This is a genomic window from Paenibacillus sp. sgz302190 (assembly GCF_059820445.1).
Genome location: NZ_JBZYAO010000010.1, coordinates 97,117 through 122,153, shown reverse-complemented (window position 1 = coordinate 122,153; position 25,037 = coordinate 97,117). Strand labels below are relative to the sequence as shown.

Sequence of the window (25,037 nt, the reverse complement as noted above, 5' to 3'; positions counted from 1 at the left end):
TCAGTGACAAGTAGTAATATATCAAGAATTTATCTAATTGTCAACAACTTTTCTAAACTTTTTTTATTCATTCATTTTAGCTGCATGTCAGGCTGAAATATCCATCCCCCTCTTCACCCGCCAATTGCTCTTTGCGAGGGACCACGTCCATGTGCACAAGGGCAGCGTCCACAAAAACGGCGCATACGGGAGATAGCTTTCCGCCGGCACGCCAAGAATCGTACCGCATACGATGGCCAGCATGTTCCAAGGGATGATGGCGGCGAAAACGAGGCTTGAATCCGCGACGACACGGGCGAGCTGGCTGCGGGGAAATCGCCGCTCCCAAATCGGCAGCAGGCTGCGTCCGGTCATCATGATCGGCAACGTTTGCGTGCAGGATATGAGGCTAAGCACTAGTCCGAAAAGAGAGGCCCGCAGCGTGGCCACGAAGAGTGAGGACGTGGTGCCGAGAAGCTTTTGCATGTATGGCTGCAGAGCTTGATTCGCTTCGAGGATGCCGTTGTACGCACCGGCAAGCGCAATAAGAATCATCAGCTCGATCATGCCTGACATCCCTTTTGTTTGCAGGGAAGGAAACGCACCGGAATGGTATCCGTCCCACAAAACGCGAATCCATTCGTTCCACTGAATATGCTGAAAAATAGTACCGGCGGCAACTGCAGCCGCGATCGAACAAATAAAGGCATTCCTCGTTCGGATACGGAACAAAATGGATCCTAAAAGAATAAGCACAGGCAGCAGCAGCCACAAGCTATAGGCAAATCCGCCGCGAAACTGCTCCTGCAAGGCGGATACGCCGCTTTTGTGCCAGCCTCCGTTCAAATCATGCGCCACGAAAAAGACGGCCGACAATCCAATCGCACCGACTGTGGTCGGGAGCAATGCTTTGAATTGCTGTTTCACGGCCACGCCAGTGGAAGCCGCCGTCAGCTGATGGGCGCTGGAAAACGGCGACGACCTGTCGCCTACGAATGCCCCGGATACGAGTGCGCCGGCGATGAGAGGAAGCGGAATTTGCAGCACGGCGCCCAACCCCATGAGCGGGATTCCGACGGAGCTTAGCGTTCCTGTAGACGTTCCCAGGAGCATAGAGATAATCAAGGAAACCACAAACGCAAATGTGACGAAAAAAGCCGGATCGATGAGCGAAATCCCCCCGTCGATCATAAACGGAATCGTACCGCTGGCAGTCCAGGCAGGGATAATCAAACCGACTAAAGCAAGAATCCATATCACTTCTCTGGTATGCTGTATCCCTTTCAACATTTGGGATGCGGTAGATCGAACGGTATTGCCTGCCCGCAGGCTATAAAAAATCAAAGTAAAAAGCCCCAACATAAATCCAAGGGCTAGAGGAATTTGAAGCGCATAGGCAGCTGCTAATCCGATGATCGTCACACTTACAGTAAATACCAGCCGGCCCGCAGTCAGCATCGCCCTGCCCCCCTACTCCTTATTCTTTTTGGCCCAGTATCCTGCGAACTGCCTTTTTAGTCTCGGCTATAGCCAGCCGAAGCGGCGCAGTCTCCCCCTGAAAAGGATGGACGGCCCCGAAGGTATGATCGCCATCCGGCACCTTTATCCATTGAACGTCGGGATTTCGCTCCACAAGCCGGGCGGAGCCGCCGATTCGTTTATCCCCGTCTTCAGTGCCCTGGATCAAAAAGATCGGAATCGCCGCGCCGCCAATTCGGCCAACCAGATCGTACCGTTCCTTTTCCCGCTCCATATCCTCCAAAATTTCCAGATCAAGCGGCATAAGCTGCTTCGTTCGCCCATTCATCGTATATGTACGGCCATTTGCCCGCATTTCCGCTATATTTTCCTCGGTCAACAAGTTGACGTCCGTAATGCCGTTCCAACTGATCACACCCGCAACAAAACTCGAATGATCCAATCCATAGATAAGACATTCCCCGCCTCCCCGGCTGTGCCCGAGCAAAATAATCGGACGCGCCGCACGCGCACGGGAGAATGTTTCGATTTCATGCCTGTCAAACAAGACGGTTTCCGCTCTGTTTTCGTTCATTGTCTGCAAAAATACGCCGGAACCGATCAAACGGACCATCGCATCAAGATCTTCAAGATTTTTTGAATACGTGGCTTTTGCGAATTTTTCAAGCTCTGTGAACTCAAGCAGATCGGCTCCGACTCCGTTATGGGAATAATTCATCGATACAACGTCCACTTGCTCCGCCAGCTCGGCCGCCGCAAACGGAAACATCCCCCAATCCTTAAAGCCTTTGTATCCGTGGCAGATCACAAGGGTCGCCTTGGCCGGCTGCACGGTTGCAGGATAAAAATCCGCGCGAATCGTCCGATTTTCTCCCATATTCAATTGAAAAGGCTGCTTTGCCGTCATTCTCATCTTCCTTTCGATAGGGTTCAAAGAACGCCTTCAACGCTCCATGTTTTCGTATATTTTACCACAATCTGTTCAGGAGAGAATATGTCCGGGCGCTAAATGGATTTGCTTTTGAGTTCATATTTTCGGCGTATCCAGCAAAAACTTCATTGTAGAGTATGAGCAGTCACTTTTCCTCAAGAGGAGGCCCCTATCCATGCACCGAAAGGCATTATGCCGCCGGTTTTTCAGGCTAACAAGCGTTTTTGCGATGATTCAGCTGTTGTCGTGCCTGCATGTTTCGCTCCTTGCAGCCGAACCGGATGGAGCCGTCCAGGCCGCGGAACCGGCAGAAGCCGGACAAATTCATCTAAGCGTTAAAGCTGCGCCGCAAGCGATGTATGAAACAACTGCGGATTTTAAAGATAAAAAAATGATTCGTGAATTGGAAAAAGGGACAGCGGGGGCCGCCTATGAAGAAGCGCTGCCGCCCGATACCGTGCTAACTTATGTGCAAAAGGGGCAAACGAAAACGTTCGGTGTTACGCCTGAGGGAGAGGTCATTGAGCTTGCGGGTAAAATGAAGCTGGCCGTAAGCGGCCGCGTGCAAAAAGACTTGAAAAACCAGGTGCAGTCGCTAAGAGCCAAGCACTATGGCGAAATGCTCCCCTGGGAGGAGGCCAGCCGGGTGCTGCCCAAATACAGCAGCTTCACGATTACCGACGTGGAATCGGGTCTGAGCTTCCAGGGGCAGCGCCGCGCCGGAAGCAGCCATGCGGACGTGCAGCCGCTGACGAAGACCGACTCCGCGACGCTCAAACGCATCTACGGCGGCGCCTGGAGCTGGAACCGGAGGGCCGTTCTGGTGAAGCTGAACGGCCGCACGCTGGCCGCCTCCATGCACGGCATGCCGCACGGCGGCGACGGTATTCCCGGAAATGACTTCAAGGGTCATTTCTGCATCCATTTTCTCGGGAGCGTGACACACGGCTCCCGCTCCATTGATCCTGCGCACCAGGTCATGGTGCACAGAGCCGCCGGCTTGCTGACGGAGTACATCAGCAAGCTCTCGCCCTGGCAGCTGATCGACGTCTGGATCGCTGCCGCCAATCAAGGCGACCTGCAGCTGCTGCAGGCCGCCACAGGGCAAGAACAGGCGGTGCATGTGCGCAGCATGCACCGCCTGTCGAAATTCCCGGAGCTGGATACGTCCCAGCTCCTTGAACTTGAAACCGCGGTCGATGTTTCGGCTACGCCGGAACGCGCGACCGCGCCGAAAACGAGGCGAATTCTGTTTCGCCTCGAAAGAGCCTCCACCGATGCGCGATGGTACATCCGCAGCGCCAAAATCACTTGACGGCCGCCACGCAGTTCGCGCGGCCGAACACGAACGCCGGAGCGCGGCAATAAGCGCGCTCCGGCGTTCGAAAAAAAACAAAAAACCCTTGCTCTGCAAAGGGTTTCAGCTATGGGCCCAGAGGGACTCGAACCCCCGACCAATCGGTTATGAGCCGACCGCTCTAACCAACTGAGCTATAGGCCCGTATGAAAGATTTGGTTGCGGGGGCAGGATTTGAACCTGCGGCCTTCGGGTTATGAGCCCGACGAGCTACCGGGCTGCTCCACCCCGCGTCGTTATTGCCGCTAATAGCGACAAAATTAAATATACACTAAATACAAATGGAAAGTCAAGGATTTTTTTACCGTACAGATCTGCCTTACAAAGTGCTGTACCTGACACCGAAACGTCCTTTTTTCGATTTGTATACCTCGACTTCCTGAGGGCATTCGTATCCGTAAATCCACCAGTCTTCTTCCATCCGCTTGGCCAAACAGCCGGCCTGGAATTTGGAATCGTACAATTTTGCCCAATACACCCAACGCATGTACAATCACTCCGTCTGTTAAGTATCAATAATCCTATCATAACCAAAACGGGCCATCCTTATGAGCGTCTTGTAATTTCATGGATACAGGTGTTAGAAGCGGCAGGAAAGCGGTATAATAGGTATATGCTAGTTCTTAGGAGGGGTGTTCATGAACTGTGGAATCGCCGTTTTTCCGTCCAAAGAAGTGCAAGACGCTGCGAACAGCTACAGGAAGCGCTACGATCCTCACTATAATTTGATTCAGCCCCATCTTACCCTCCGCGACAAAGAGGTGTGGGATGAGCAAAAGCTTGCCGCCGCCGCGGCGCATCTTGAGGAGAAGACGAAAGCGGCAGCTCCCTTTGAGCTGCATTTCAACCGGTTCTCTTCTTTTTATCCCGTCAACCATGTCATTTATTTAGCGCTTGCCGATACGCAGCCGATGATCGACTTGCGGAATGCCATTTGTACGGAGCTGCTCGCCGAACCCGACAGACCTTATTTGTACAACCCTCATTTGACGATCGGGCAAATGCTGGGCGCCGACGAGCTGCACGATGTCCTGTCCAGTTTGAGACATACCCCCGTCGATTTGCGCTCCAAAGTGGATCGCATTCACCTCCTGTTTCAAACGGAGAACGAAGCCTGGACCGTTTATCAAACATTTTTGCTTCGCGGATGACTAGAAACTGTCGAGGGGCAACCCTTTCTTCAATTGTCAGATCAAAACAAGTCGGGCAGCGGGTTAAATTGATCCCTTTGCTCGACTTGTTTGCTTTAGCGCTGCCTCTTCAAGTTAAATTTGACCAAGTCAAACACTCTCTCCACTCCATCATCAACCCACACCCTTCCTCCTTTGCACACAGTCTCTCACGAGCCTGCCCGCTTAGAGATACTTAACAGCGACCAATATTTCCCAGCCCTCTATGATGGAACGGTATGGCTTAGCCCGAAAAATCTGAGAGAGTGAGAATGCTAAAAATTGCCCTCCACCAGAGCAGTACATCAACCTGAAAACACGGGGAAAACCTGCAAAAGTGCAGTTTTTTGCTCGTTGGTGCGCTGACAGTGAAAAATTCCTGCAATTGTGCAGGAATTTCGCCGCGAACATGGGCTCGGAATCAAACTCGTCGAAAATTCCTGTACGATCGCAGGCTTTTCTCTAAAACGGGTCGATTTCCCGGAAAAAGCCTGCACTTTTGCAGGTTTTCCAAGCGCAGCGAAGCCATTGGTGCCATTGATGTCAACCATGCGCCAGCGCCTAATTGTCGGCCCCGCTCCATCCAGCTCAAAAAAGAAGAGACCGCCCCTCCGGCAGCCTAAAAGCCGCTTGAGGGACAGCCCCATTGTATGAGTACGTATTATTGCTTGAAAACAGTGAGCAAACGTTTGGCGGTGCGGTTCGTTTCTGTAGTGAACACTTCGTAAACTTTGACCGTCAGCGGGAAATCGAGCTGTCCGGAGTTGACGTTCAGGGCAATCGTGTTCATTCCGTTATACAATCGGCCCGAGCCTGCCAGTGGTTTTACCGCGCTTCCTACCGGATTGCCGACATTATCGTAAAGATCGAACTGAAGGCTGGAGCTGCTTTCGTCTACGGTAACCTGTTTATTTTGTTCAATACCCAGATCAAGCTTCAGCTTGTAGTTGTAAATATTGGCAGAACCTTGGAAAAGAGCTGTTATCGACCAGTCTCTGATTTTCAAGTCATAAGGATACACCTTCAGCTCATTGTCTGAAGATTCTTTTTGAACAGGCACTTTAGCCGTTGCAAGCAGCGATTTGTAGACGGTATCCCCGTTCGTTTGCCCGCTGTACAGATTCATTCTAAGCCCCTCGCCTGTTTCGGAAGCCGGCAGCGCGAATGCGTAGCTGACGACATAGGACGCTTTGGGAACAACAGTCTGTGCGGTATTTTTTTGTCTGCTGCCCGCATAGGAGAAGCCGTCTTTGCTGACCAACTCCGCTTGAATTGCCGGAATCGGGATCGGGCGGTCGCTGTTGTTGGTCAGTTTGAATTTAGCCACAGCCGTGTTAAATCCGTCGTCTTCATTGCTTGTCACATGCAGTTCTTCCAGCGAAACATCGACATTGGAAGGAACATATTTGTTCGTAGAGTCCAGCTTCACGGGCGTTCCCAGCGTATAGTTAGGAGCCGGGATCAAGTTTTGCGCGGCAGCCCCGGTTGGAAGCAAAATGTTGATGCGGCCTACGCGGTACGATTCCTCTCCCGCAGCGGTCGTGTATTTCTCCGGCGTTACTACATTCAGGCTTGTAAATTCGGTATCCAGATCCGTCGGAATAACGACGTGGACATATTTTTTCTCTCCCGCTTCCAGAGAAACGGACGTTTCCGCTCTGTTGCCGGAATAAACGCTTTTCTCGGTTTTGCCGTCCAGCGCGAACACCGGAACGTTTTGACGCTCGGAAGTCGGGTTCGACGCTTCGATTTGAACGACGGCGGTAACCCCTTTGGCCGTTACCTCTTTATGGATATCGATCGGCCAGAAGACGACAGGAGAACGCAATGACGGCAAAGTGAACGTTTCTCCCCATTTCAGAACCGCCGTTTGATTCGTAATTTTGCTGTCGATTCCGTTCCAAACCATCGAAGTGTCGAGCGGTACGCTCAGCAGCGTCGTTTCTTTTTTCGGATACACTTCCATATCCACGTCCACCCAGCTGATATTGGTCAGTGCCGCGTCGTCGCTCCGTTCGACAACCGACATAAAACTAAGCTCCTGGTCGCTTTTGCCCGGGATCGATTTCGGGTTTTTCGCGCTCGGCTCCAGCGTATATTCCACGCCGTCAGCCATGCGGACACGCAGCTCAAAGTCCGGCACGCGGGTTACTTTGGCACCCGTATTTTTCAAGCGGATGACGGCGCCAAGCTTCGTCGTGTCGGACGTATGTTCATTCAGCAAGCTCTTGATCTCCACTTCGACGGAGGCGGCCAGCGGGTAGCTCGCGATCGCAGCCGTATAGGGCGCGCTTGCGGCACCGGCGGCATCCGCGCCTTCTGCGGCCCATGCCGGATAAGATGCTGTCGAAAGAAGCGCAGCCGAAAGTACGAGTGTTGCCAATGTTTTTTTCATAGACTTATTCACGTTGGTTTCCTCCTGAGAGTATTAGTTAGCGACCTGCACTTTATCTTGATCCTTCAGTTGATGTTGGCCCGAGGTCACGAGAATTTCGTTTTCTTTGACACCGGACAAGATCTCCTGATTCGTTTCATTCAAGCGACCAAGCTCCACTTTCCGCTTTTGCACGGTATCGCCGTTCAAAATATAAACGAAGTTGTCTCCGCCTTCCCGAACGATGCTCAGCGTCGGCACGACAGTCACCACTTGCTCGTCATCTTTGGTCAGCTCCACCTGGGCTTTGGCCCCGGGCTTCAACTTGCCGTCAGGGTTAGGAACTTCCAGCTCCAGATCGTAAGCTTTGGTTTGGCCGTTAATGACATCGGACAAATACGCGATTTTGGCGCTCGCTTTCTCGGTTACGCCCGGTACATAATAGATAAGCTCCGTTTTGCCTCTTACCAGATTTGCCGACGCTTCGGTCAGCTGGGATTTGATTTTAACCGGGTCTGTTTGCTGCACTTCTCCGCCCCGGTATCCGACCGTTACGCTCTGGCCTACGACCACGGTCAAATCCGTCAATACGCCGGATACCGGAGCCTTGACGTCCATATTTTCGATCGTTCTTTCCAAAGTTCTGCTGTTGATTTCCGCTGAGTCCAGCTGCCTTTGGGCCGTTTCCAAAGCGTCCGTATCCTGCAGTGTCTTCAATTGTCTGCGCAAGCTTTCCAGGGCACGTTTAGCCTTGTCAAGCGCGCTTTCGGCAGCGTCCAACTGCGATTTGGTAGCTTGGCCCAGGTCGTATTCGTTGCGTGTCTTGTTATAAGCCTTCTCGGCGTCGCTGACGCCCGTTTCGCTCGTCGCGATATTGTCTTTCATATCCGCGATGGCGTTGGAACTCGTTTTTTGTGCCGAGGAAACACCCTGCTGCGCTCCTTTGAGGGTTATGGCGTTCAAATCTTTTTGAAGCAGCGTGTCCGTCGGGTCAAGCCGGAACAGGATGTCGCCCTTTTCGACTTTGTCTCCGCGTTTCTTCAAAACTTCAATGACTTCGCCCGATCCTTTCGTCACGACATCCAACTGGACGGAGGAAACGATATCCCCGACTTGTTCGACCGGATCGCCGATTTTTTGCTTTGTAATTTTCGCTGTTTTTACCGTCTTTGTTTGCTGCTCCTGAGCGGTTTTATCGGCTGGGCCGGCAGCCGGAGCGGCTGAGCAGCCTGCGGCGATCGCCGCGCTAAGCGCGACGACCCCGAATAATTTGGTGCTTCGCTTCAAAGATAGGAACTGACGTTTCATGTTTAATTCTCCTTTTCCCCTGTTAGCTTAGTGCGCAGTCGAAGCTGCTTGCTCCGCTTTGGCGGAATCCGATTTCGCTTTTTTGCCGAACAAACGGCCCATTCTTCCTTTGAATCCGTATATGACCTCATACACGATGGGCACGATGACAAGCGTCAGCAGTGTCGAGGTTGTCAGACCGCCGATAACAACTACTGCCAAACCTTTCGAAATAATCGTTCCTTTCGATAAACCGAGCGCTAACGGCAGCAAAGCGATAATCGTCGCTCCCGCCGTCATAATAATGGGGCGCAGCCGCGTCATGCCGGCTTCAATAAGCGCATCGCGCATCGAGTAATCTTGCTCCCTGAGCTGCTGGACCCGGTCTACTAACACGATAGCGTTCGTAACAACGATACCGATCAGCATCAGGAAACCGATGAGCGAAGTAATGTTGACGGATTCTCCCGTAAGCAGCAGCCCCAGCAGTCCCCCGATTGCGGCCAAAGGCAGCGAGAACAAAATGGCGAACGGCGCGCTCGCGTTCCCGAAGGCAAGCACCATGACGAGATACACGATAAAGATCGAAGCTCCCATGGCTACAAACATTTCCATAAAGCTCTTGTTGATATCGTTCGAGACGCCTTTCACCTCACGGCTTACGCCGGATGGCAGCTCAATTTTGGCCAGTTCAGCGGACACTTTATTGCTGACTCCGCCTTTATCGGTGCTGTCAATTTTGGCGGAAACATTGAGCACTTGTTCCTGGCCTTCGCGGCTGATGCCGATAGGCGCATCGATTTGTTTGATTTTTGCCACTTCATTCAATTCAATGGTTTGGCCGGAAGCCGTCTTCAGCAGGAACTCTCCCATTTTGTCGACCGAATTTTTGTAAATCGGATTCAACATCACTTTCGTCTCGTACGTGACGTTGTTAAATTTCATATCTCCCAGTTTCTCTTCGGCAATCCAGCCGTTGACAACCTGCAAAATTTGCGCGGCGGACAGACCGTACAAGCGGGCCTTGTTTTGGTCCACTGTAATTTCCACCTCGGTTTTGGAATCGCTCAGGCTGTCTTTAACGTCGGTAAGCTCCGGAAACTCTTTCATTTTCTGTTTAATCGATTCTGCGGCTTGCTTGAGATACAGCTGATCTTCGCCTTTGAGCGAGTAGGAGAAATCGGAACTGCTCCCGCCCCCGCCCCCCATCGAGATCAGTTCCATATTGACCTCGGAGCCCGCAGGTAGAAGCTTCATTATTTCCTGCTTGTATTTTTTCACGCCTTCTTTGGCATTGATCGTAGCGTTGAACTCCGTAAACATCGTAGCGCGGTATGCGTATTTATCATTGCTCATGTTGTAGCCGACGAGCGCTTCGTTATATTTGAAAACGGGATTGCCCTTGTCATCCTTGGCCGCTTTGAGCATCGTCTCGATTTCTTTGGACTTCTCGTTCATCATATCCAGCGACGTCTCGCGCGGCAGTTTCAATTGAATGTACGCCTGCCGGTCGCTTTCGCTCTCAGGCATGAACGACATCGCCAAATGCGGAGTGATCAGGACCATGGAAAGCACGAAGATTAATCCGGCGATCAGCAGCGTTTTGATGCGGTTGTTCAGCGACCAAACCAGCGCATTTTTGTAGCGCAGCGTTATGCCGCCGACTTTGCTCTCGTCGTGATGCGGAATCTTTTTGCTTTTGAGCACCATCAGCTTGGCGAGCATCGGGATCACGGTCAGCGCGACGAGCAGCGACGACATTAATGCGCAGACCAGCGTGATCGCAAACGGGCGGAACACTTCGCCCACAACGCCGCTGACGAAAGCGATCGGGCCGAATACGCCGACGGTCGTGATGGTGGAGGAAGTAATCGCAGCGGACACTTGCTGGGTGGCCAGCCTGATGACCGACTCGTTGCGCTCGTGCGCCTTTTGCAGCTGGCTGTATATGTTTTCAATAACGACGATGCTGTCGTCCACGACCCGGCCAACGGCAATCGCCATGCCCCCCAGCGTCATAATGTTAAGGGAGATGCCGAGCGGGGCCATCAACAGCAAAGTGACGAGAATGGACAGCGGAATGGAGACAAGTACGATCAGCGTCATGCGAATATTACGCAAGAAGAGCAAAATCATAAGCGATGCCAGAACGGCACCCATGCCGCCTTCCTGCACCATGCCGTGAACGGATTCCTTAATGGATGTGGCGCCGTTCAAAACAACGTGGAATTTGACGCCGGGGATCGACTTCTCCCAGCCTTTCATCAGCTTATCCGCGCTGTCTGCAAACTCAACGGCATTTGCCGCTTTCGTTTTGTACAACAGAACGCCGATCGCCGGTTTATCGTCCAGGCGGGCGATAAATTTGGACTCGCTGATCGCCTCGACTTTGGCAAGCTGCTTCAGCAAAAGCGTGTCGCCCGATTTCGTCGAAATTTTCAGATTGTCCAGGTTGTAGATCGTATCCAGCTCGCCTTTGACGCGAACCATCTGCGTGTTTCCGTTAAAATCGACCGTGCCCGCAGGACTCGACACGAGCGACGCTTTCACCAAGGCGGATACATCCGACGGTGACATCCCGTAGTTGTTGATCGCCGCCGCATCCAGCTTGATTGTCAGGACGGCGTCCTGGTTGCCGACGGAATCGACGTGGTCGATGCCTTTCAGGCTGTTAAAACCGGGCAGGATCGTATCTTTGTAGGCTTTATCCAGCTCGGTTTGATTCATCCCGTTTTCGCCGTAGACGGCCATATAATAGACCGGTTCGGAAGCAAATCCGGCCGTCTGCACCTTCGGCTTTTCCGCGCTTTGCGGCAGCTTTACGTTGGAGATCAAGCTTTCGACATCCTGCTTGACTTTTTCCGGATCTTTGCTCTGTTCGAGCTCCAGCACGACTTGCGAATAATTGTCCTGGGAGCTGGAGGTTAGTGTTTTCAATCCATCGATGCCTGCGACCGCTTTTTCGATCGGTTTGGTAATTTCTTCGAGCACATCTTTAGGAGGCGCCGTGTATGTAGTACTTACAAAGACGACCGGGAATGTGATGTCCGGCATGCTTTCGACCTTGAGCGTTGTGGTAGCGTAAGTGCCTCCCACAAGCAATAGCAGCATAATAATAAATACCGCCGCTACATTTTTCATCGAAAAATCTGTTAATTTGATCATCCCTCACTACTCCTCCGTTACTTGCTTATGACGCAGCAGCTTAAATACACATGACTTCATCATAAACGGTAAATCTTAACAAAAAATAAAACAAGATTGAAATTTTTTGTGATTTTTTCCCGGCATTTGCCTCCTCTCCACCCGCATCCCTCTTTATCTGCATGAAAACGCGAATATTTTCCAATTCACATGGCTTCATTATATATTCGTTTTTTGTTGAAAAAAAGGTGAATTAAGTCATATGTATGGTCATAAATTCGGTCATATGACGAACGCGGTCTCTATGACTTTATGTGACTGCTTCTTACGTCTTTCGAATCCGTTTCGGCAAAAAAGCGAAGCTCGTAAGCTTCGCTTTCATCTGTCAAACAGCATGTTTGTATTATTCCGATACGACAAACCAGTCGATATCCTGACTGCCGAGAAGCCTCCGCTGCCCGTCAATCTCGTCAAACAGACTCAGTTTGTACTTTTTCAAGAAAGTAGATTTATAGATGAGATCCTTGTCGGTCATGCTGATTTCAAAGTTCATGTGCTTGCCGAGCTTTAATTTCGTATTGGCCGTATCGGGCGTGTCCCCGTCAACCGGGTCGATTTCCTTCGCTTCGAACGATTTTTCAAAGCCTTTTCTGTCGCTGCCATCCTCGAATACGAGGACAAGCTTATGTCCCTCCATATTCGTCTCCATCAATAAATCCTTAGTTATTTCGTAATTGAAAGTCATTTTAAACGTGCTCTCGTTGACTTGCGTGCCGATATGGTCCAAAGTAATCGTATACGGATATAAGCTCATGCCCTTAAGCGTCGTTTTCGCATCCTTCAGCTCGTCCGGAAGCCAGAATGATACCGGATTGACGTAGGAGTCAGGCTTTTTGTCCCCTTCCGTCAATTGGCCTTCCGTGATCGAATCCCCGATGACCAGGTTCATGTTGGCGATCTGGAAGCCTTTGGGAATTTGTGCGGATACATTGATCAGCGCTTTTCCGTTCGGGCTTATTTTATTTTTGATCTCCGAAACTTTCGCCGGGAAAACGGTGCCGTCCTGCGCTTTAAAATGAGCGACAAGCCTGGAAACGTTCGTGTATCGCTTCTCGGAGTTCGAAGCCTCCAATTGAGCCGTATACAGAAAGCCCGTATTGCCGCTGTAAGTTTGAATGCTGCGGATTTTATAGTTGGTTTTGCGGCCCGCGGCGCTAACCGCATAAGATTCTCCCAAGCCAATGTGCGGAATCGCCTGAAGTTCCGCCTGCGTCGAAAATTCCAGCACATCCGTCAAATCGCCGCTGCTGCCGCTGTCCGTGTTCGTCGTAGTGGTCGATGAAGTCGTTGTCGTACCGCTGTCTTTCTCCTGCAGCACCAGCTTGATTTTCGAAAACTCGTACGTATAAGGCACTTTGCCGGCAATCTGGAGATTGACCTTCGCGCCTGCGCCGAGCCCGATTACTTTGGCTGTCTGGACAAGCTTGGCCTCTACTTTGACCGCATCGTCCAGCTTGAAGTAGCCGGATAAATTCGGGATCGGCAATGATTCGTCGCCCTTATTGCTCAGCGTCAAATCCGCCGTCAAAATATCCTGGTCTTCCCAGGGGAGCCGGTACAGTCCGTTCAATTGCGCCGCATAAACGCCGGATTTGCTCGTGAACGAATACTCTTTGCCGACCGAGCCGCCGTCCTGCTTCGACACAGCCGGAAGCTGGAATGCCGCTACGGAAACGTTCAGCTTCAAATCGGCATTCGTTTCCGCGATGGCAAGCTGCCAGCCGTCCGTGGATACGGCGATCGGGATGGACCCGGACAGCTGCACTTCTTTAATCTCCTTGGGGTTGATTTTAAGATCTTTGACGCCCTTGGCCTCAAGCGGGTAAAGAAGCCCGTCCGCGGTACGGATCGAAAATAAGTAGGCGGGAAGCGTAACCGAGTGACTCCCTACATTTTCCAAATTGAGATATACCGTCGGAACGTAATATTTCTCGTTTTTATTGCTGACGAATTTCTTGATCGAGCCCTTCACATCGTTGCCGCCCACGGAAATGACCGCAGACCCGTCGGCGGGAGTCACGTCGGTATAATGATCCGGAACGGCAACTTCGCCCAGCACTCTTTCAAAATTCGGCTGGCTGAAATCCCATTTGATGAACTGCACGATCAAATCCTGCAGCTTGGTAGTGGCGTTCACATTCGCATAAAACGTAAGGTCGACCGTAGATCCGGCAGCGACGCGGTTTTTGTCCTTGTCGGCGGGAAGCAGCCGGGCCGAGAACTGGTTGCCGGATTTGCTTTTCAAGCGTACCCAATAATCGATAAACTGCAGCTCGCTGCTGCCGTCATTATGAATCGTCACCGTAAAGGTAGCCAATTTACCGCTTTGATCCGGAAGTACATGAATTTGTTTTAATTCGAAGTAGCTGCTTCCGGTAATCGCTACCGTTCCGATCGCTGAAACGGCCGGCGCGGGCTCGCTGTCGGCCCACGCCGGATTCACCGGTCCAAGAACAAGTGTTGCGGAAAGTGCTATTGCTGCGAATCGGGTGTAGCGTAATCTGCTGCTCATCGTCCTGTTATCCTCCCTGCGTTTTGCGCCCGCAAAACATTCTTCGTTAGCTTTAGCTCAAGCATCGATTTTTTGCGCCGATGTTAACCGATAGGTACGGCTTGGGCCCCCGACGCACCCGGCGTGATTGGAGCGTTCGGGTTGTCTTTCATTTTTTGCAGCATCGCATCCCCTTGCGTCTGCCATTCTTTGAGCGCCTCGCGCGCGGTCGTCTTGCCTTGCAGCACGTTCATGAATTGCTGGCGGCCGATATCCCGCACCATGTAAATGTTCGGTTTTTCCTGGTAAATTTTCGACGTATTTTCCATAGGAGCCGGAGTCACTTTATAGAATGCTTCCATATGAAAGTCTTCTCCGTCCTTCGGTTTCAAATATTTGCTCCGGGATACAAGCTGATACGAGCTGTGCGATTTCAGCTTCGCCCAATCGTCGCCGTTAATAAACTGGATGAATTTCCAGGCATCTTCCGGATTTTGCGCTTTGGCGTTGATCCCCATAATGCCGTTCATATAGATGGAACCCCCTACGCCTTTCGCCTCAGGGTGCGAAGGAACCGTCACCACATCCCAATCGACCGGAGTGAAGTTTTTGTAACTTGCCGCATTTTTCTTCGCATTGACCAACTGCTGAACTTGACCGTAGTTAATAATGCCCATGGCAAGCCGTCCCGACATGAAGTCGTCGTAAGAGAACGGATTTTCCTGGTCGAACTGGCGGTTCATCGGTTTTTGCGGATCAAAAATTTCCGGGAATACGTTGTCCTTTTGCAGCTGCGCCATCTTCGTCCATACTTTTTCCCATTGATCCGTATCTACGGTCATTTTTTCGCCCTTGTCGTCAAACATTTTCAGCTGCAGCGGAGCTGTGTAAACATCGAGGCCGTAAAACAGGTCCATCTGCGATTGGGTATAGAATGAGAAGCCATCAATCCGTTTATCTCCGTCTACTTTGTGTACCCGCTTCGCCGTATCGAACACTTCATCCCAAGTCATGTCGTCCTTCGGAAAATCGACGCCCGCGTCCCCGAAAATTTTCTTGTTATAAATGAGAGCGGAGGAGCTGAAATTCGGAGACAAGGCGTACAGCTTGCCGCCGCCCGCGCTTTTAATGCCCTCGATAACAGCGGGAACAATGCCCGCCGTATCGAATTTGTCCTTCGTGATCAGCGGATCGAGCTGCGTCAGCAGGTTGCTTTCGATCACTTCGGGAAGCTGCTCGTACCCGAGCATGACCAGATCAGGCGGATTGTCTCCCTGCATGACCTCCTTCAGCTTTTCCAGCGGGTCCGGCATTTTCTCGCCTGCCTCCGGGCCTCTCATGCGGTATTTCTCGTCCATCGTCGGGATAATTTCGATTTTGATATTCGGGTTCGCAAACTCGAAAATTTCCGTAAACTGCTGGCGGAAATATTCTTCGTCGTATCCGTAGCTGGTTGCGATTTTCAGCACCCGCTCTGTTTTCGTATCGCCTGTATTTCCTTTGCTGCACGCTACCGCGAGCGGAGCAACCATAGCAAGAGTTAACGTAAGGGACAGCATCTTGCGATTAATGCTTTTCATTTGTATTTACCTCCAACAATTGTTTGTGTTCGGCGTCGTTCCCGGCGCCTTCGGAATTGCTTTGCTTAGCAGATTGCTCTGCGCCTGCCTCTTCCGTCAAGCTTCTCGGAGCTTTGATCATAATTTTCTCACCGTCAAACTCCATAGTCGCCTTGCCGGCGATTTGCAGCGCCTCCAGGTACTGTTTGGGCACCTGCAGCCGACCGACCCGGTCGAGCACGACATACTCCTCGTGCGCTTGCCGGTTAAGCGCGGAATGGCCGGGAGCCGCACCTTCCCACGAGGCAATAAGCGGATTGCGGGCAATGAACTCCGTGCTGGTCATCCCGTCCCGGATCGCGACGACTCTTCCGACTTTGCCGGCTACGGACATGTCGTGAGTGACGATGACAATTGTAACTCCCAGCTCTTCATTCATCTTTTGAAAAATCGACAGAATCATATCCGCCGTCTTCGTATCGACCGAGCCTGTCGGTTCATCCGCAAGCAGCAGCTTCGGCTTGTTGGCCAGCGATATCGCGATCGCTACGCGCTGCTGCTCGCCGCCTGAAAGCTGCTGCAGCTTGTTGTCCATCCGGTGCCCGAGGCCGACCCATTCCAGCAGCTGCTTCGCATAAGCGCGATCGTACTTGCCGCTGAGCATCATCGGCATTTCGACATTTTCCAGTGCCGTCAGGTACGAAATCAGGTTTCGGGCATTGTTTTGCCAAATGAAGCCGACCGTGTTGCGCTTGTATTCGACGAGCTGTTTGTCGGTTATTTTCAGCAAATCCCAATCGCCGACTTTCACCTGGCCTGCGGAAGGGCGGTCCAGCCCGCCCAAGATGTTCAGCAGCGTGGATTTCCCGCTTCCGCTGTTGCCGATAATCGCCATCAACTCGCCGGTATCGATTTGGATATTAAGCCCCTGCAGAGCGACCACTTCGATATCGTCGGTTTTGTAAATTTTGACCAAGCCTTCGCATGTGATCATCTGCTATTTCTCCTCTCCGAGCTTCACGGCTTGATGGACGCGCAATCTGCGAATGTTCATGAAAAGCAGCGCTCCGCCGGTAAGCATCATAAAGGCTACGACAAAGTAAAGCTGGTAGGTGTCCTTGGAATCGAAAACGACCCGAAACGGAGGCACCTGCGTTTTGATATTTTCCGTTGTTTGCAAAAACGGCAGGAAGAAGTAGCTCGTCAGCTTGCCGATTCCGATGCCCAGGGCAATCGACAGCCCGGCCGTAAAGCCCTGCTCCAGCAGCAGCATGCCTGTCAGCTGCTTGCGCGATAGGCCCATAGCCCGCAAAACGCCGAACTGCACGACCCTGCTTGAGAGGTTGAAAAACCAGTATAAAATGTAACCGATCAGCGAAACCGTCACGGAAACGAGAAAGCCCAGACTCAGAATGCCGAACACACCGCCGCGGGCGGGATGTTTTTTTTGCGTGATCAGCTCGTTGCGGACGTCTTTGACGGAGGCGATCTCGATTTTTTTAGCCTGCAGCGCGTTCACAATCGGCGTCACTTTCGCATCCGGCTTCATCTTCAACCACACTTCATAAGGAACGATCGGCGCCTGATCATATAAATAGTCGAGATTCACAATAAAGAACGGCGTCTGATCCGGATATTGGCTCGGCCAGTAAGGCACGATGCCGACAACGACGAATTCGACCGGCTGCTGCTGAATCGAGATCGTAATCAGATCGCCTTCCTTCAGCGCGTATTTGCTCGCGTAGTTGGAAGGGATAATGACCGCTTGCTCATAGGTGCCCAGCAGGTTCAAGTATGTGTTCGGATGCGCCGGGAACAAATCGGAGCGGAACCAGGCGACCTTGGCAAAATCGGTATTGTCGATGCCCATGACCATTCCCTGCCCGGTGGATTTGCCGGATACGACGACATTTGCTTTCGTTTGCAGCACCCGTGCGGCCGACTCTACCCCTTCCAGATCGCGGAAAATTTGAAAGGGCGGTTCGACGTAGCGAATTTTGGAAGGCGTCTGCTCGCCGGGATTGCCCGGCTGCCCTCCGCCTGAACCGCCGCCCTGGCCTCCTTGCCCGCCCTTATTGCCTTGGCCCTGGCCTGAACCGGAACCGCCGCCCGAGCCTTTGCCGCCGTTTTTATCGGCGTTCGGGTCCTTCGGGACATCGTCGGAGAAGCCTTCCCACACGGTTTGCAGCACGACGTCCGTGCCGTATTGGTACTGCGTCCGCTCCGTCGAGTTCAGATCGATCGTTCTGGCGGCCGAGGAGTTGTAGACGCCGAGGCCGAGCGTGAGAACGAGAAGCAGCATGAGCGGATAGTAAGCTTTGGCGGATCGGGACAACTGCGCGAGCGTCAAATAAAGCGGCACGGGCAGAAACCTTCTGCCAAGCCAGCCGAACAGACGCAGCAGCCACGGGAAAATCCGCAGGAAGAACAAGCCGAGCGAAAAGATCGAGAGCGCCGGCACGAAAAACAGCAGCGGATGCACCTGCAGCTGATCCGTCGTCAGCCCCGTCTGCGCTGTAAGCAGCTGCCGCTGATCGAACAAATAAAATCCGTAGCCGACAACACCCAGAAGCACAATATCGAGGAACCACCGCTGCCATAACGGCGCCCGGTCGGACCTTGCAAGCTGCTGTTTGTAATTCACGATGGAAGCGCGGGCAAACATGATCGCCGGAATGACGCTGGCCATAATCGCGATGACGACGGCAAGGCCGCCGTACAGCATCGCTTCAGCGGTGAATCCGACCGGAATCGATTTGCGGTCGACGAACGTCAGGAAGCCGCTGGACGATCCGATGCTTTTGGCCATAAACCAGCCGATCAGCGGTCCGACGATCAGGGCGATCACACCAAGCGCCAACCCTTCCAGCAAGTAGATGCCGATAATTTGCCTTGTCGATCCTCCCCGGCTGCGAAGCACCGCAATGACGCTGCGCTGCCGGTCGAGCGATTGTCTGGCGTTCATAACGATATAATAGAAAACCATCGCGATCATCGGGGCCGCCAGCGTAAACAGTAAAATTTGCATCTGCACGCTCTGCGCTTTAAATTCGGCCAAAATCGGCTGAAAAGACACGTCCACCTTCGTATTTTTCAGCTTTTGGTACAAATTGATATCGAGCCGTTCGAGCCGGTTGCCGAGCGGGGCCAGTTGGCTCGTTTGAATGTTGCTCAAATCGAACGCATAGTACCAGTTGGCCAGCTGCAGCGGAATTTTCTTTTCCGCAAGCAGCGTTTTTGCGAAATAGTCCTCGCTGACGATTAAGGAATTGACCATCCCTTCCAGCCCTTGAAACCAATAAGGGTCGTTCTCGTTTTTCGGCTTGAAGGAACCGACGATCTTCACCTTGAGCAGCGTGCTTCCGCCGGCCCCGGATGCGGAGTAATTGAAAATATCTCCGACGTGCAGATCGTTGCGGTACATCGCTTCATCGAGCACGACGGCTTCCACAACCCCGCCTTCCGCCTTGTCCGCAGCCATCTGTCCGACCGCCCATTCGACATGGTCGTTCAGTCCGCCCAGTGTAGCGATCGACATTTGCCGGCGCTTGCTCGGGTCTACCTTCGACGGATCGGCGGGGGTCAAGGCCGAGCCTTTAATCGAATAGCTTCTTGCAAAAGCGTCGACCGGGAAGCCGATATCTTTCGGAATTTGATCCTGTATGTATGCATTGACGTCTTTCAGCTCATCGATCCCTGCACGGTCGGAGCCGACCGCCTGATAACGCATTAATAGCGAGCCGGCGGGAAGACCGCTGCTTTTCTCCTGCAGCGACTTGGCGACGACGCGTTTCAGCGAGCCGTCCGCATACATCGGAATGCTCGTCGTGAAAGCGACCGCCATCACGAGGCCGAGCCAGGTGCTGAGCGTCAGCCAGCGGGTATTCCACATTTTACGGAACAAAAGTCGCAGCATCGGCATCGACATCATCGACCTACTACTTTCTGTCCCGGCGTAAGGCCTTTTACAATCTCCACATCCGTCGAAGTTTGCTGGCCGATCTCTACGTCCACTTCCTTCTTGTTGCCCTGGTTGTCAACGACCTGCACATAGTTGCGTCCGGAATAGGAACGAAGCGCAGCCGGCGGAATCGTGACCACATTTTCTTTTCTTTGCGTAACAATGGTCACGCTCAGAGGCGTTCCGCGGTTCAGCCCTTGCGGAAATTCATCCAGCTCTACGACCAGATAGTTGTCGATCGTATCCTTCTGATTGCCTTCGCCGCCGGAAAAGCCGCCGCCGTTGTTATTATTGTTTGCTTGCGGATTCGGAAGCTGCTTCACCTTGCCTTTGTGCTGGCCTGCGGAATTGATATCGACCAAAGCCTCCATACCGATGGCAACTTTCTTCGCGTCATCCGCGCTAATACTGGCTGCTACCGTCAGTTGGCTTAAGTCGGCGATGGTCGCGACGGATTCGTCCGATTTGACCGTGTCGCCTTTCTTCGAAGTTACGCTGACGATCGTGCCGCTGAACGGAGCGAGCAGTTTCGCTTTGCTGACCTGCGTCTCCAGCTTGCTGAGATCCTCGCGTTTCAGTTCAAAATCGATCTTCGCCTGCTCGATCGCCTCCGGCGTCATTTCATCGGCCTTGCGCAGCGTTTCGATCATCGTCAGCTCATCGCGCCTCGTTTCGAGCCGTTTGCGCTTCAAGCTGCTGTCCAGCTCCGACACGTCCAGTTCGGCGATCGGCTGCCCCGCTTCAACGGTATCCCCGCTTTTCACGAGGACGGCGCTGATCCGTTTGGCGTTCATATCTTCCGAGAAAAATAATTTCTCCTCCTTCAATGCCATCATGCGGCCGCTTCCCCGGACTTTCGTTTCGAGCGTAGTCGTCTTCACTTCGTACTCGGGCTTTTTGGAAAGCTTGGGAGGGTTGATCGTCGGCAGCGCCTCCTCTTCCTGCTCTTTGGGCAGGAGCGAACAGCCGGAAGTCAGAATTAATGTTGAACATAAAAGCATTGCGGCTATGGGCTTCATCTTCCGGTTACGAGACGAATTTCCCGTCAACCATTTCGTAAACATGATCGGCAACCTCCAAGATCGTAGGGTCATGAGTCGTCATACAAATCGTTACCTGCTCCGTCGCGATAATGCTGCGGAAAACGGACATGATCTGCGCGCCCATTTGGGAATCCAGTTCTGCGGTCGGCTCATCCGCCAAAATGAGCGAGGGCCGGTGCGCAATCGCTTTGGCAATAGCGACGCGCTGCTGTTCGCCGCCGGACAGCTCGAACGGGCGGTGATGCATCCGTTTGCCGAGTCCGACCAGTTCCAGACAGTGCGTCACGCGCTGCTTCCATTGTGAACGGGGCACGCCCGCCATGCGCAGCGCCAGCTCCACATTTTCCCAAGCGGACAATAATGGCATCAGGGCAAACGACTGAAAAATGAAGCCGATTTCCTTGCGGCGGATCATCGTTCGCTCATCGTCGCGCAGGCTGTGAAAAGGCTGTCCCTGAAAAAGGATTTCGCCCTCATTCGGCTGATCCAGCCCGCCGATCAAATTCAGCAGCGTCGTTTTGCCCGACCCGGACCGTCCCTTCAGCATCACCAGCTGTGTGGGCAGAAGCTGCATTTCAATGCCTTTGAGCACATGCAGCTTCTGGTTCCCGACTTGAAAAGAACGCTCCACGCGATGAACGGTAAGCAGCGGTTCCCCCGATCTTTCGGGATTGGAAGGCGATTGTTCTGGAAGCGGACTATGTGCGGATTTGCTGCGAAACCAGCTTGCCAATGCTCAAACCTCCCTTTCATTTACAGACTGTATGATAAAATAGACGGCGCATCGTTTTAAAAAGTTTCACTGAAACTGAAAATTTACTGAAAGAATACAGAATGCTTTGGAAAGGCCGTATTTTGCGGGAGCGCAGCTCTCTTATCTGCTAATCTCGAAAAATAGTCCCCAGAAAAAAAATTAAAATAATAATAGAAATAAAAGTGAACAAAAAGGAAACGACTACTCCTTTCAAAAACGAAAGGCCGTTTGAAGCGGCGCCGCGGCTCAGCTCTTTGACCCCGACGACGATTAATGACGCCAGCATGACTCTTGTAGCGAATCTCAACACTTTCAGCGCGTATTCGCCAAATGATAGAGTCGCTACCGTGTAGCCGCTCATGTACGTAACCGACTCCGTATTCGAAAAATAAGCGATGGCCAGCGACAAGCCCAATAAAAAGCTGTACAAAGCTGTTTTGAGCAGTTTTTTCTCTATGGTTGTTCCCCCCTTTTTGCGCGCATACGCTCAACAAACGGATTATACCATAATATGGTATCTCATGCACCTCTTTACTATTGAGAGATACGTGATAAAAAACCTCTACAATATAAAAAAACCTCCACAATATATGGCTTATATGGGATATGAGGCGGCTTGCAGCCCCAGGCTAGGGGAAAACCTGCAAAAGTGCAGGCTTTTTCCATGAAAATGGCCTTTTTGGCGAAAAACCTGCGAAAGTGCAGGAATTTTCGACGAAAATGAGCTTTGAGCCCCTACGCCGGCGAAAAGCCTGCACAATTGCAGGAATATTTCATCCCCGACTCTCGACAAGCAAAAAAACTGTATTTTTGCAGGCTTTCATCGTTCAAAACCAGTCAGTAGTGTGAGCGGTTCTGGCAGGTGGGTTTCTCGGGCAGCCTGGAGGCTGCCCCAAAAACGTTCGCAAAATATGGGAACAGCCCAAAAATCGAGCAAAAGGACCTCAAATTCCACTGCCAAGTGGAGAATGAGGTCCTTTCTTTAGGTGAAATTTCGAGGCAAAGTGGGGCAGTTTACCCCGGAGCTCTCTCTAAACTCTCATTTATTCAAAAATGTCTGTAACCGCGCCTTTGGAGGCTGATGCAACTAATCGGGCATATTTGGCGAGCACGCCCGATGATACTTTGAGTGGAGGCTGTACCCATGCTTGCGCCCGCGCAGCCAGCTCTTCCTCTGTCACCTCAAACGTAATCTGTTGCATTTCACTATCGATGGTTACGATATCCCCGTTCTTCAGCAGCGCGATGGGTCCGCCTACTTGTGCTTCAGGAGATACGTGGCCGACCACGAACCCGTGCGAGCCGCCCGAGAATCTGCCGTCCGTCATAAGCGCGACCTCTCCTCCGAGCCCTTTGCCAACAATTAGTGCCGTAACAGACAGCATCTCCGGCATACCCGGTCCACCCTTCGGACCGCAATAGCGGATGACCAACACATCCCCTTTTTGAATCTCATTTTTCAGAATGGCTTCGGTTGCGGCCTCCTCGCTGTCATATACTTTCGCCGGTCCGACAAAACGCAACTTTTTCATACCCGACATTTTGGCCACAGCTCCTTCGGGTGCGAGGTTGCCTCTGAGCACAACCAGTGGTCCGTTCGGCTTCAGCGGTTTATCCAACGGGCGAATGATCTCTTGACCTTCCCGCAAAGAATCCGCCTCCGCTAAATTCTCAGCCAACGATTTTCCGGTTACCGTCAGACAGTCTCCATGAAGCAGTCCCTCTGCGAGCAGAAGCTTCATTACACCTGGAATGCCTCCGATATCGTTCAAATCCTGCATGGCATGTTTGCCGCTCGGCTTCAGGTCGGCCAGATGGGGAACACGCAGGCGTATCCGCTCAAAATCATCCAATGTTAAATCGACACCAACCGAATGTGCAATCGCAAGAAGATGCAGAAACGCATTCGTTGAGCCGCCCAAGGCCATGACAACCGTAATTGCATTCTCGAACGCTTTCTTCGTCATGATGTCTTTTGGATAAATATCCTGCTCAAGCAGCGATATGACCTGTCTTCCCGCCTCAGCGCATTCCGCTGCTTTGTTTGGTGAAATCGCCGGCGTCGAGGAAGATCCCGGCAGGCTCATCCCCATAGCTTCTGCAGCGGCGGCCATTGTATTAGCCGTGTACATTCCGCCGCAAGAGCCCGGACCCGGACAGGCGCTGCATTCAACCTTGTGAAGCTCTTCATCTGTCATTTTTCCATCATGATATTTGCCGACGGCCTCGAAAGCAGTGACGATATCGACTTTCTTGCCATCGAGCTCGCCTGGTTGAATCGTGCCGCCGTACACGTAGACGGAAGGAATGTTCATCCGGCCGATCGCCATGAGGCAGGCAGGGGTGTTCTTGTCGCAGCCGCCTACCGCAACCAGGCCATCGAAGCGCTCCGCCCCCGTAACGATCTCTATCGAATCCGCTATGGCTTCACGACTTGGCAATGAGAACAGCATGCCTTCGTGACCCATTGAAATGCCGTCCGATACCGTAATCGTATTAAAAATAAGCGGTGCCCCGCCATTCTCCCGTACCCCTTGCTTGGCATGCACAGCCAACTCGTTGATGTGCATATTGCACGGGGTCACCTCACTCCACGTGCTGGCTATACCGATCATCGGCTTCTTGAAATCCTCATCGGTAAAACCGACAGCCCGCAGCATCGCCCTGTTCGGCACCCGATTGACACCCTCGCTTATAACCTTGCTGCGAATACGCAAATCTTTGCTTTCTGCCATGATCCCTTCGCCCCTCTGCTTAGAGTATTCCGTGCAGTTCCTGCATCGGACGGATAAAATTCTGCTTCATCATCGCATGCGCCCGATCACTATCCTTCTTCTCGAAAGCATCAATAATCGAATCATGCTCATCGACTGAAGCCTGTGTCGCGGTGATCGGCTGCTTTAAAAACACGTATTTGAAGCGCCGGATATGAATTTGGAGCGAGGCACTGTAAGAAGCAACATAAGGATTATCCGAAAGCTCTACGATAAGGTTATGAAACTGCTCATCTGCCTCCATCGCTTGGTAAGCCTGACCGCTTTTGATGGCGCTGGCAAAATCCAGATTAATCGCGCGCAGCTGCTCGATCTGCTCCGGTACGATAATTTTCGCGGTCACTTCCGACGCCAAAGCTTGAAGCGCGGCCATCGTCGAATACATCTTGAAAATGTCATCCTTCTCGATGACCGTCACTTTTGTTTCTTTGCCGGGATGGGTCGAGACGAGCCCCTGTACCTCCAATAATTGAAAAGCCTCCCGAATCGGTGTGCGGCTCACGCCAAGCGACTCCGCCAATTCGGCATCGAGGAGCTTTTCGCCCGGCTGCAGCGTTCCATCGATAATCCACCTTTGGATTTGGGACAAAACTCTTTCCTTCGCAGACATTCGCATCGGCGAGACAAAATTTTTAGGTATTGGCATTGTCATCCTCCTTCGTTATTTGTTTAGTT

18 protein-coding genes and 2 tRNA genes are annotated in these 25,037 nt (G+C 52.3%); 2 read left to right on the top strand and 18 right to left on the bottom strand.

The annotated features are described in order from the left end of the window. Positions 1-87: 87 nt before the first annotated feature. Positions 88-1,437: a Na+/H+ antiporter NhaC family protein gene (locus AC6RNO_RS13750; RefSeq protein ID WP_497105769.1), complete on the bottom strand. Its 1,350-nt coding sequence runs from the start codon at positions 1,435-1,437 to the stop codon at positions 88-90. Positions 1,438-1,456: 19 nt separating this feature from the next. Then, the gene (locus AC6RNO_RS13745) at positions 1,457-2,365 is read right to left on the bottom strand and encodes an alpha/beta hydrolase family protein (protein ID WP_497105768.1); all 909 of its coding nucleotides are present in this window, start codon (positions 2,363-2,365) and stop codon (positions 1,457-1,459) included. A 199-nt stretch (positions 2,366-2,564) separates the two neighbouring features. Between AC6RNO_RS13745 and AC6RNO_RS13740 the strand changes: the two genes are divergently transcribed. Continuing rightward, positions 2,565-3,704 (top strand): hypothetical protein, encoded by a 1,140-nt coding sequence (locus tag AC6RNO_RS13740; protein WP_497105767.1) that lies wholly within the window; start codon positions 2,565-2,567, stop codon positions 3,702-3,704. Positions 3,705-3,816: 112 nt separating this feature from the next. Here the strand turns inward: AC6RNO_RS13740 and AC6RNO_RS13735 are convergent. The 3 genes from AC6RNO_RS13735 to AC6RNO_RS13725 form a co-directional block, all read right to left on the bottom strand. Further along, positions 3,817-3,890 (bottom strand) — tRNA-Ile (locus tag AC6RNO_RS13735). A 12-nt stretch (positions 3,891-3,902) separates the two neighbouring features. Further along, positions 3,903-3,979: transfer RNA gene (locus AC6RNO_RS13730), tRNA-Met, on the bottom strand. 86 nt (positions 3,980-4,065) lie between these two features. Next, entirely contained in the window at positions 4,066-4,233 is a 168-nt protein-coding gene (locus AC6RNO_RS13725) for a hypothetical protein (RefSeq protein ID WP_474684881.1), read from the bottom strand. A 151-nt stretch (positions 4,234-4,384) separates the two neighbouring features. On the opposite strand from AC6RNO_RS13725, the gene AC6RNO_RS13720 reads away from it, so the two are divergent. Beyond that, the gene (locus AC6RNO_RS13720) at positions 4,385-4,897 is read left to right on the top strand and encodes a 2'-5' RNA ligase family protein (RefSeq protein ID WP_497105766.1); all 513 of its coding nucleotides are present in this window, start codon (positions 4,385-4,387) and stop codon (positions 4,895-4,897) included. 323 nt (positions 4,898-5,220) lie between these two features. Here AC6RNO_RS13720 and AC6RNO_RS13715 read toward each other — a convergent pair whose 3' ends face one another. The 13 genes from AC6RNO_RS13715 to AC6RNO_RS13655 all read right to left on the bottom strand — a co-directional run bounded on the left by AC6RNO_RS13715 (position 5,221) and on the right by AC6RNO_RS13655 (position 25,008). Next, on the bottom strand, positions 5,221-5,466 hold the full coding sequence (locus AC6RNO_RS13715) for a hypothetical protein (protein ID WP_497105765.1): 246 nt from the start codon (positions 5,464-5,466) through the stop codon (positions 5,221-5,223). Between the two features lie 110 nt (positions 5,467-5,576). Beyond that, a complete protein-coding gene (locus AC6RNO_RS13710; protein WP_497105764.1) occupies positions 5,577-7,322 on the bottom strand; it encodes a hypothetical protein in 1,746 nt (581 codons plus the stop codon). Positions 7,323-7,343: 21 nt separating this feature from the next. After that, positions 7,344-8,597, bottom strand: a complete 1,254-nt coding sequence (locus tag AC6RNO_RS13705; RefSeq protein WP_488435428.1) for an efflux RND transporter periplasmic adaptor subunit — start codon at positions 8,595-8,597, stop codon at positions 7,344-7,346. Positions 8,598-8,624: 27 nt separating this feature from the next. Continuing rightward, positions 8,625-11,741: an efflux RND transporter permease subunit gene (locus tag AC6RNO_RS13700; RefSeq protein WP_497105763.1), complete on the bottom strand. Its 3,117-nt coding sequence runs from the start codon at positions 11,739-11,741 to the stop codon at positions 8,625-8,627. Between the two features lie 382 nt (positions 11,742-12,123). Continuing rightward, positions 12,124-14,292, bottom strand: coding sequence for a hypothetical protein (locus AC6RNO_RS13695; protein WP_497105762.1), 2,169 nt, complete (start codon positions 14,290-14,292; stop codon positions 12,124-12,126). A gap of 83 nt (positions 14,293-14,375) precedes the next feature. Continuing rightward, on the bottom strand, positions 14,376-15,851 hold the full coding sequence (locus tag AC6RNO_RS13690; protein ID WP_497105761.1) for an extracellular solute-binding protein: 1,476 nt from the start codon (positions 15,849-15,851) through the stop codon (positions 14,376-14,378). Beyond that, on the bottom strand, positions 15,838-16,824 hold the full coding sequence (locus AC6RNO_RS13685) for an ABC transporter ATP-binding protein (protein ID WP_488435431.1): 987 nt from the start codon (positions 16,822-16,824) through the stop codon (positions 15,838-15,840). Before AC6RNO_RS13685 ends, AC6RNO_RS13690 begins: the two co-directional genes overlap by 14 nt. A 3-nt stretch (positions 16,825-16,827) precedes the next feature. Continuing rightward, positions 16,828-19,752 carry an FtsX-like permease family protein gene (locus AC6RNO_RS13680; RefSeq protein ID WP_497105805.1) on the bottom strand — a complete coding sequence of 975 codons (2,925 nt, stop codon included), beginning with the start codon at positions 19,750-19,752 and terminating at the stop codon, positions 16,828-16,830. 5 nt (positions 19,753-19,757) lie between these two features. Beyond that, entirely contained in the window at positions 19,758-20,855 is a 1,098-nt protein-coding gene (locus AC6RNO_RS13675) for a permuted SH3 domain-containing protein (protein ID WP_497105760.1), read from the bottom strand. Then, complete coding sequence (locus tag AC6RNO_RS13670; protein ID WP_474684981.1) at positions 20,818-21,483, bottom strand: ABC transporter ATP-binding protein; 666 nt, start codon at positions 21,481-21,483, stop codon at positions 20,818-20,820. The genes AC6RNO_RS13675 and AC6RNO_RS13670 overlap by 38 nt, the downstream gene beginning before the upstream one ends. A 232-nt stretch (positions 21,484-21,715) precedes the next feature. Next, positions 21,716-22,018, bottom strand: a complete 303-nt coding sequence (locus AC6RNO_RS13665; protein ID WP_474684870.1) for a hypothetical protein — start codon at positions 22,016-22,018, stop codon at positions 21,716-21,718. A 613-nt stretch (positions 22,019-22,631) separates the two neighbouring features. Then, on the bottom strand, positions 22,632-24,323 hold the full coding sequence (gene ilvD / locus AC6RNO_RS13660; protein WP_497105759.1) for a dihydroxy-acid dehydratase: 1,692 nt from the start codon (positions 24,321-24,323) through the stop codon (positions 22,632-22,634). 19 nt (positions 24,324-24,342) lie between these two features. Then, positions 24,343-25,008 carry a GntR family transcriptional regulator gene (locus tag AC6RNO_RS13655; RefSeq protein WP_488435433.1) on the bottom strand — a complete coding sequence of 222 codons (666 nt, stop codon included), beginning with the start codon at positions 25,006-25,008 and terminating at the stop codon, positions 24,343-24,345. Positions 25,009-25,037: the final 29 nt, after the last annotated feature.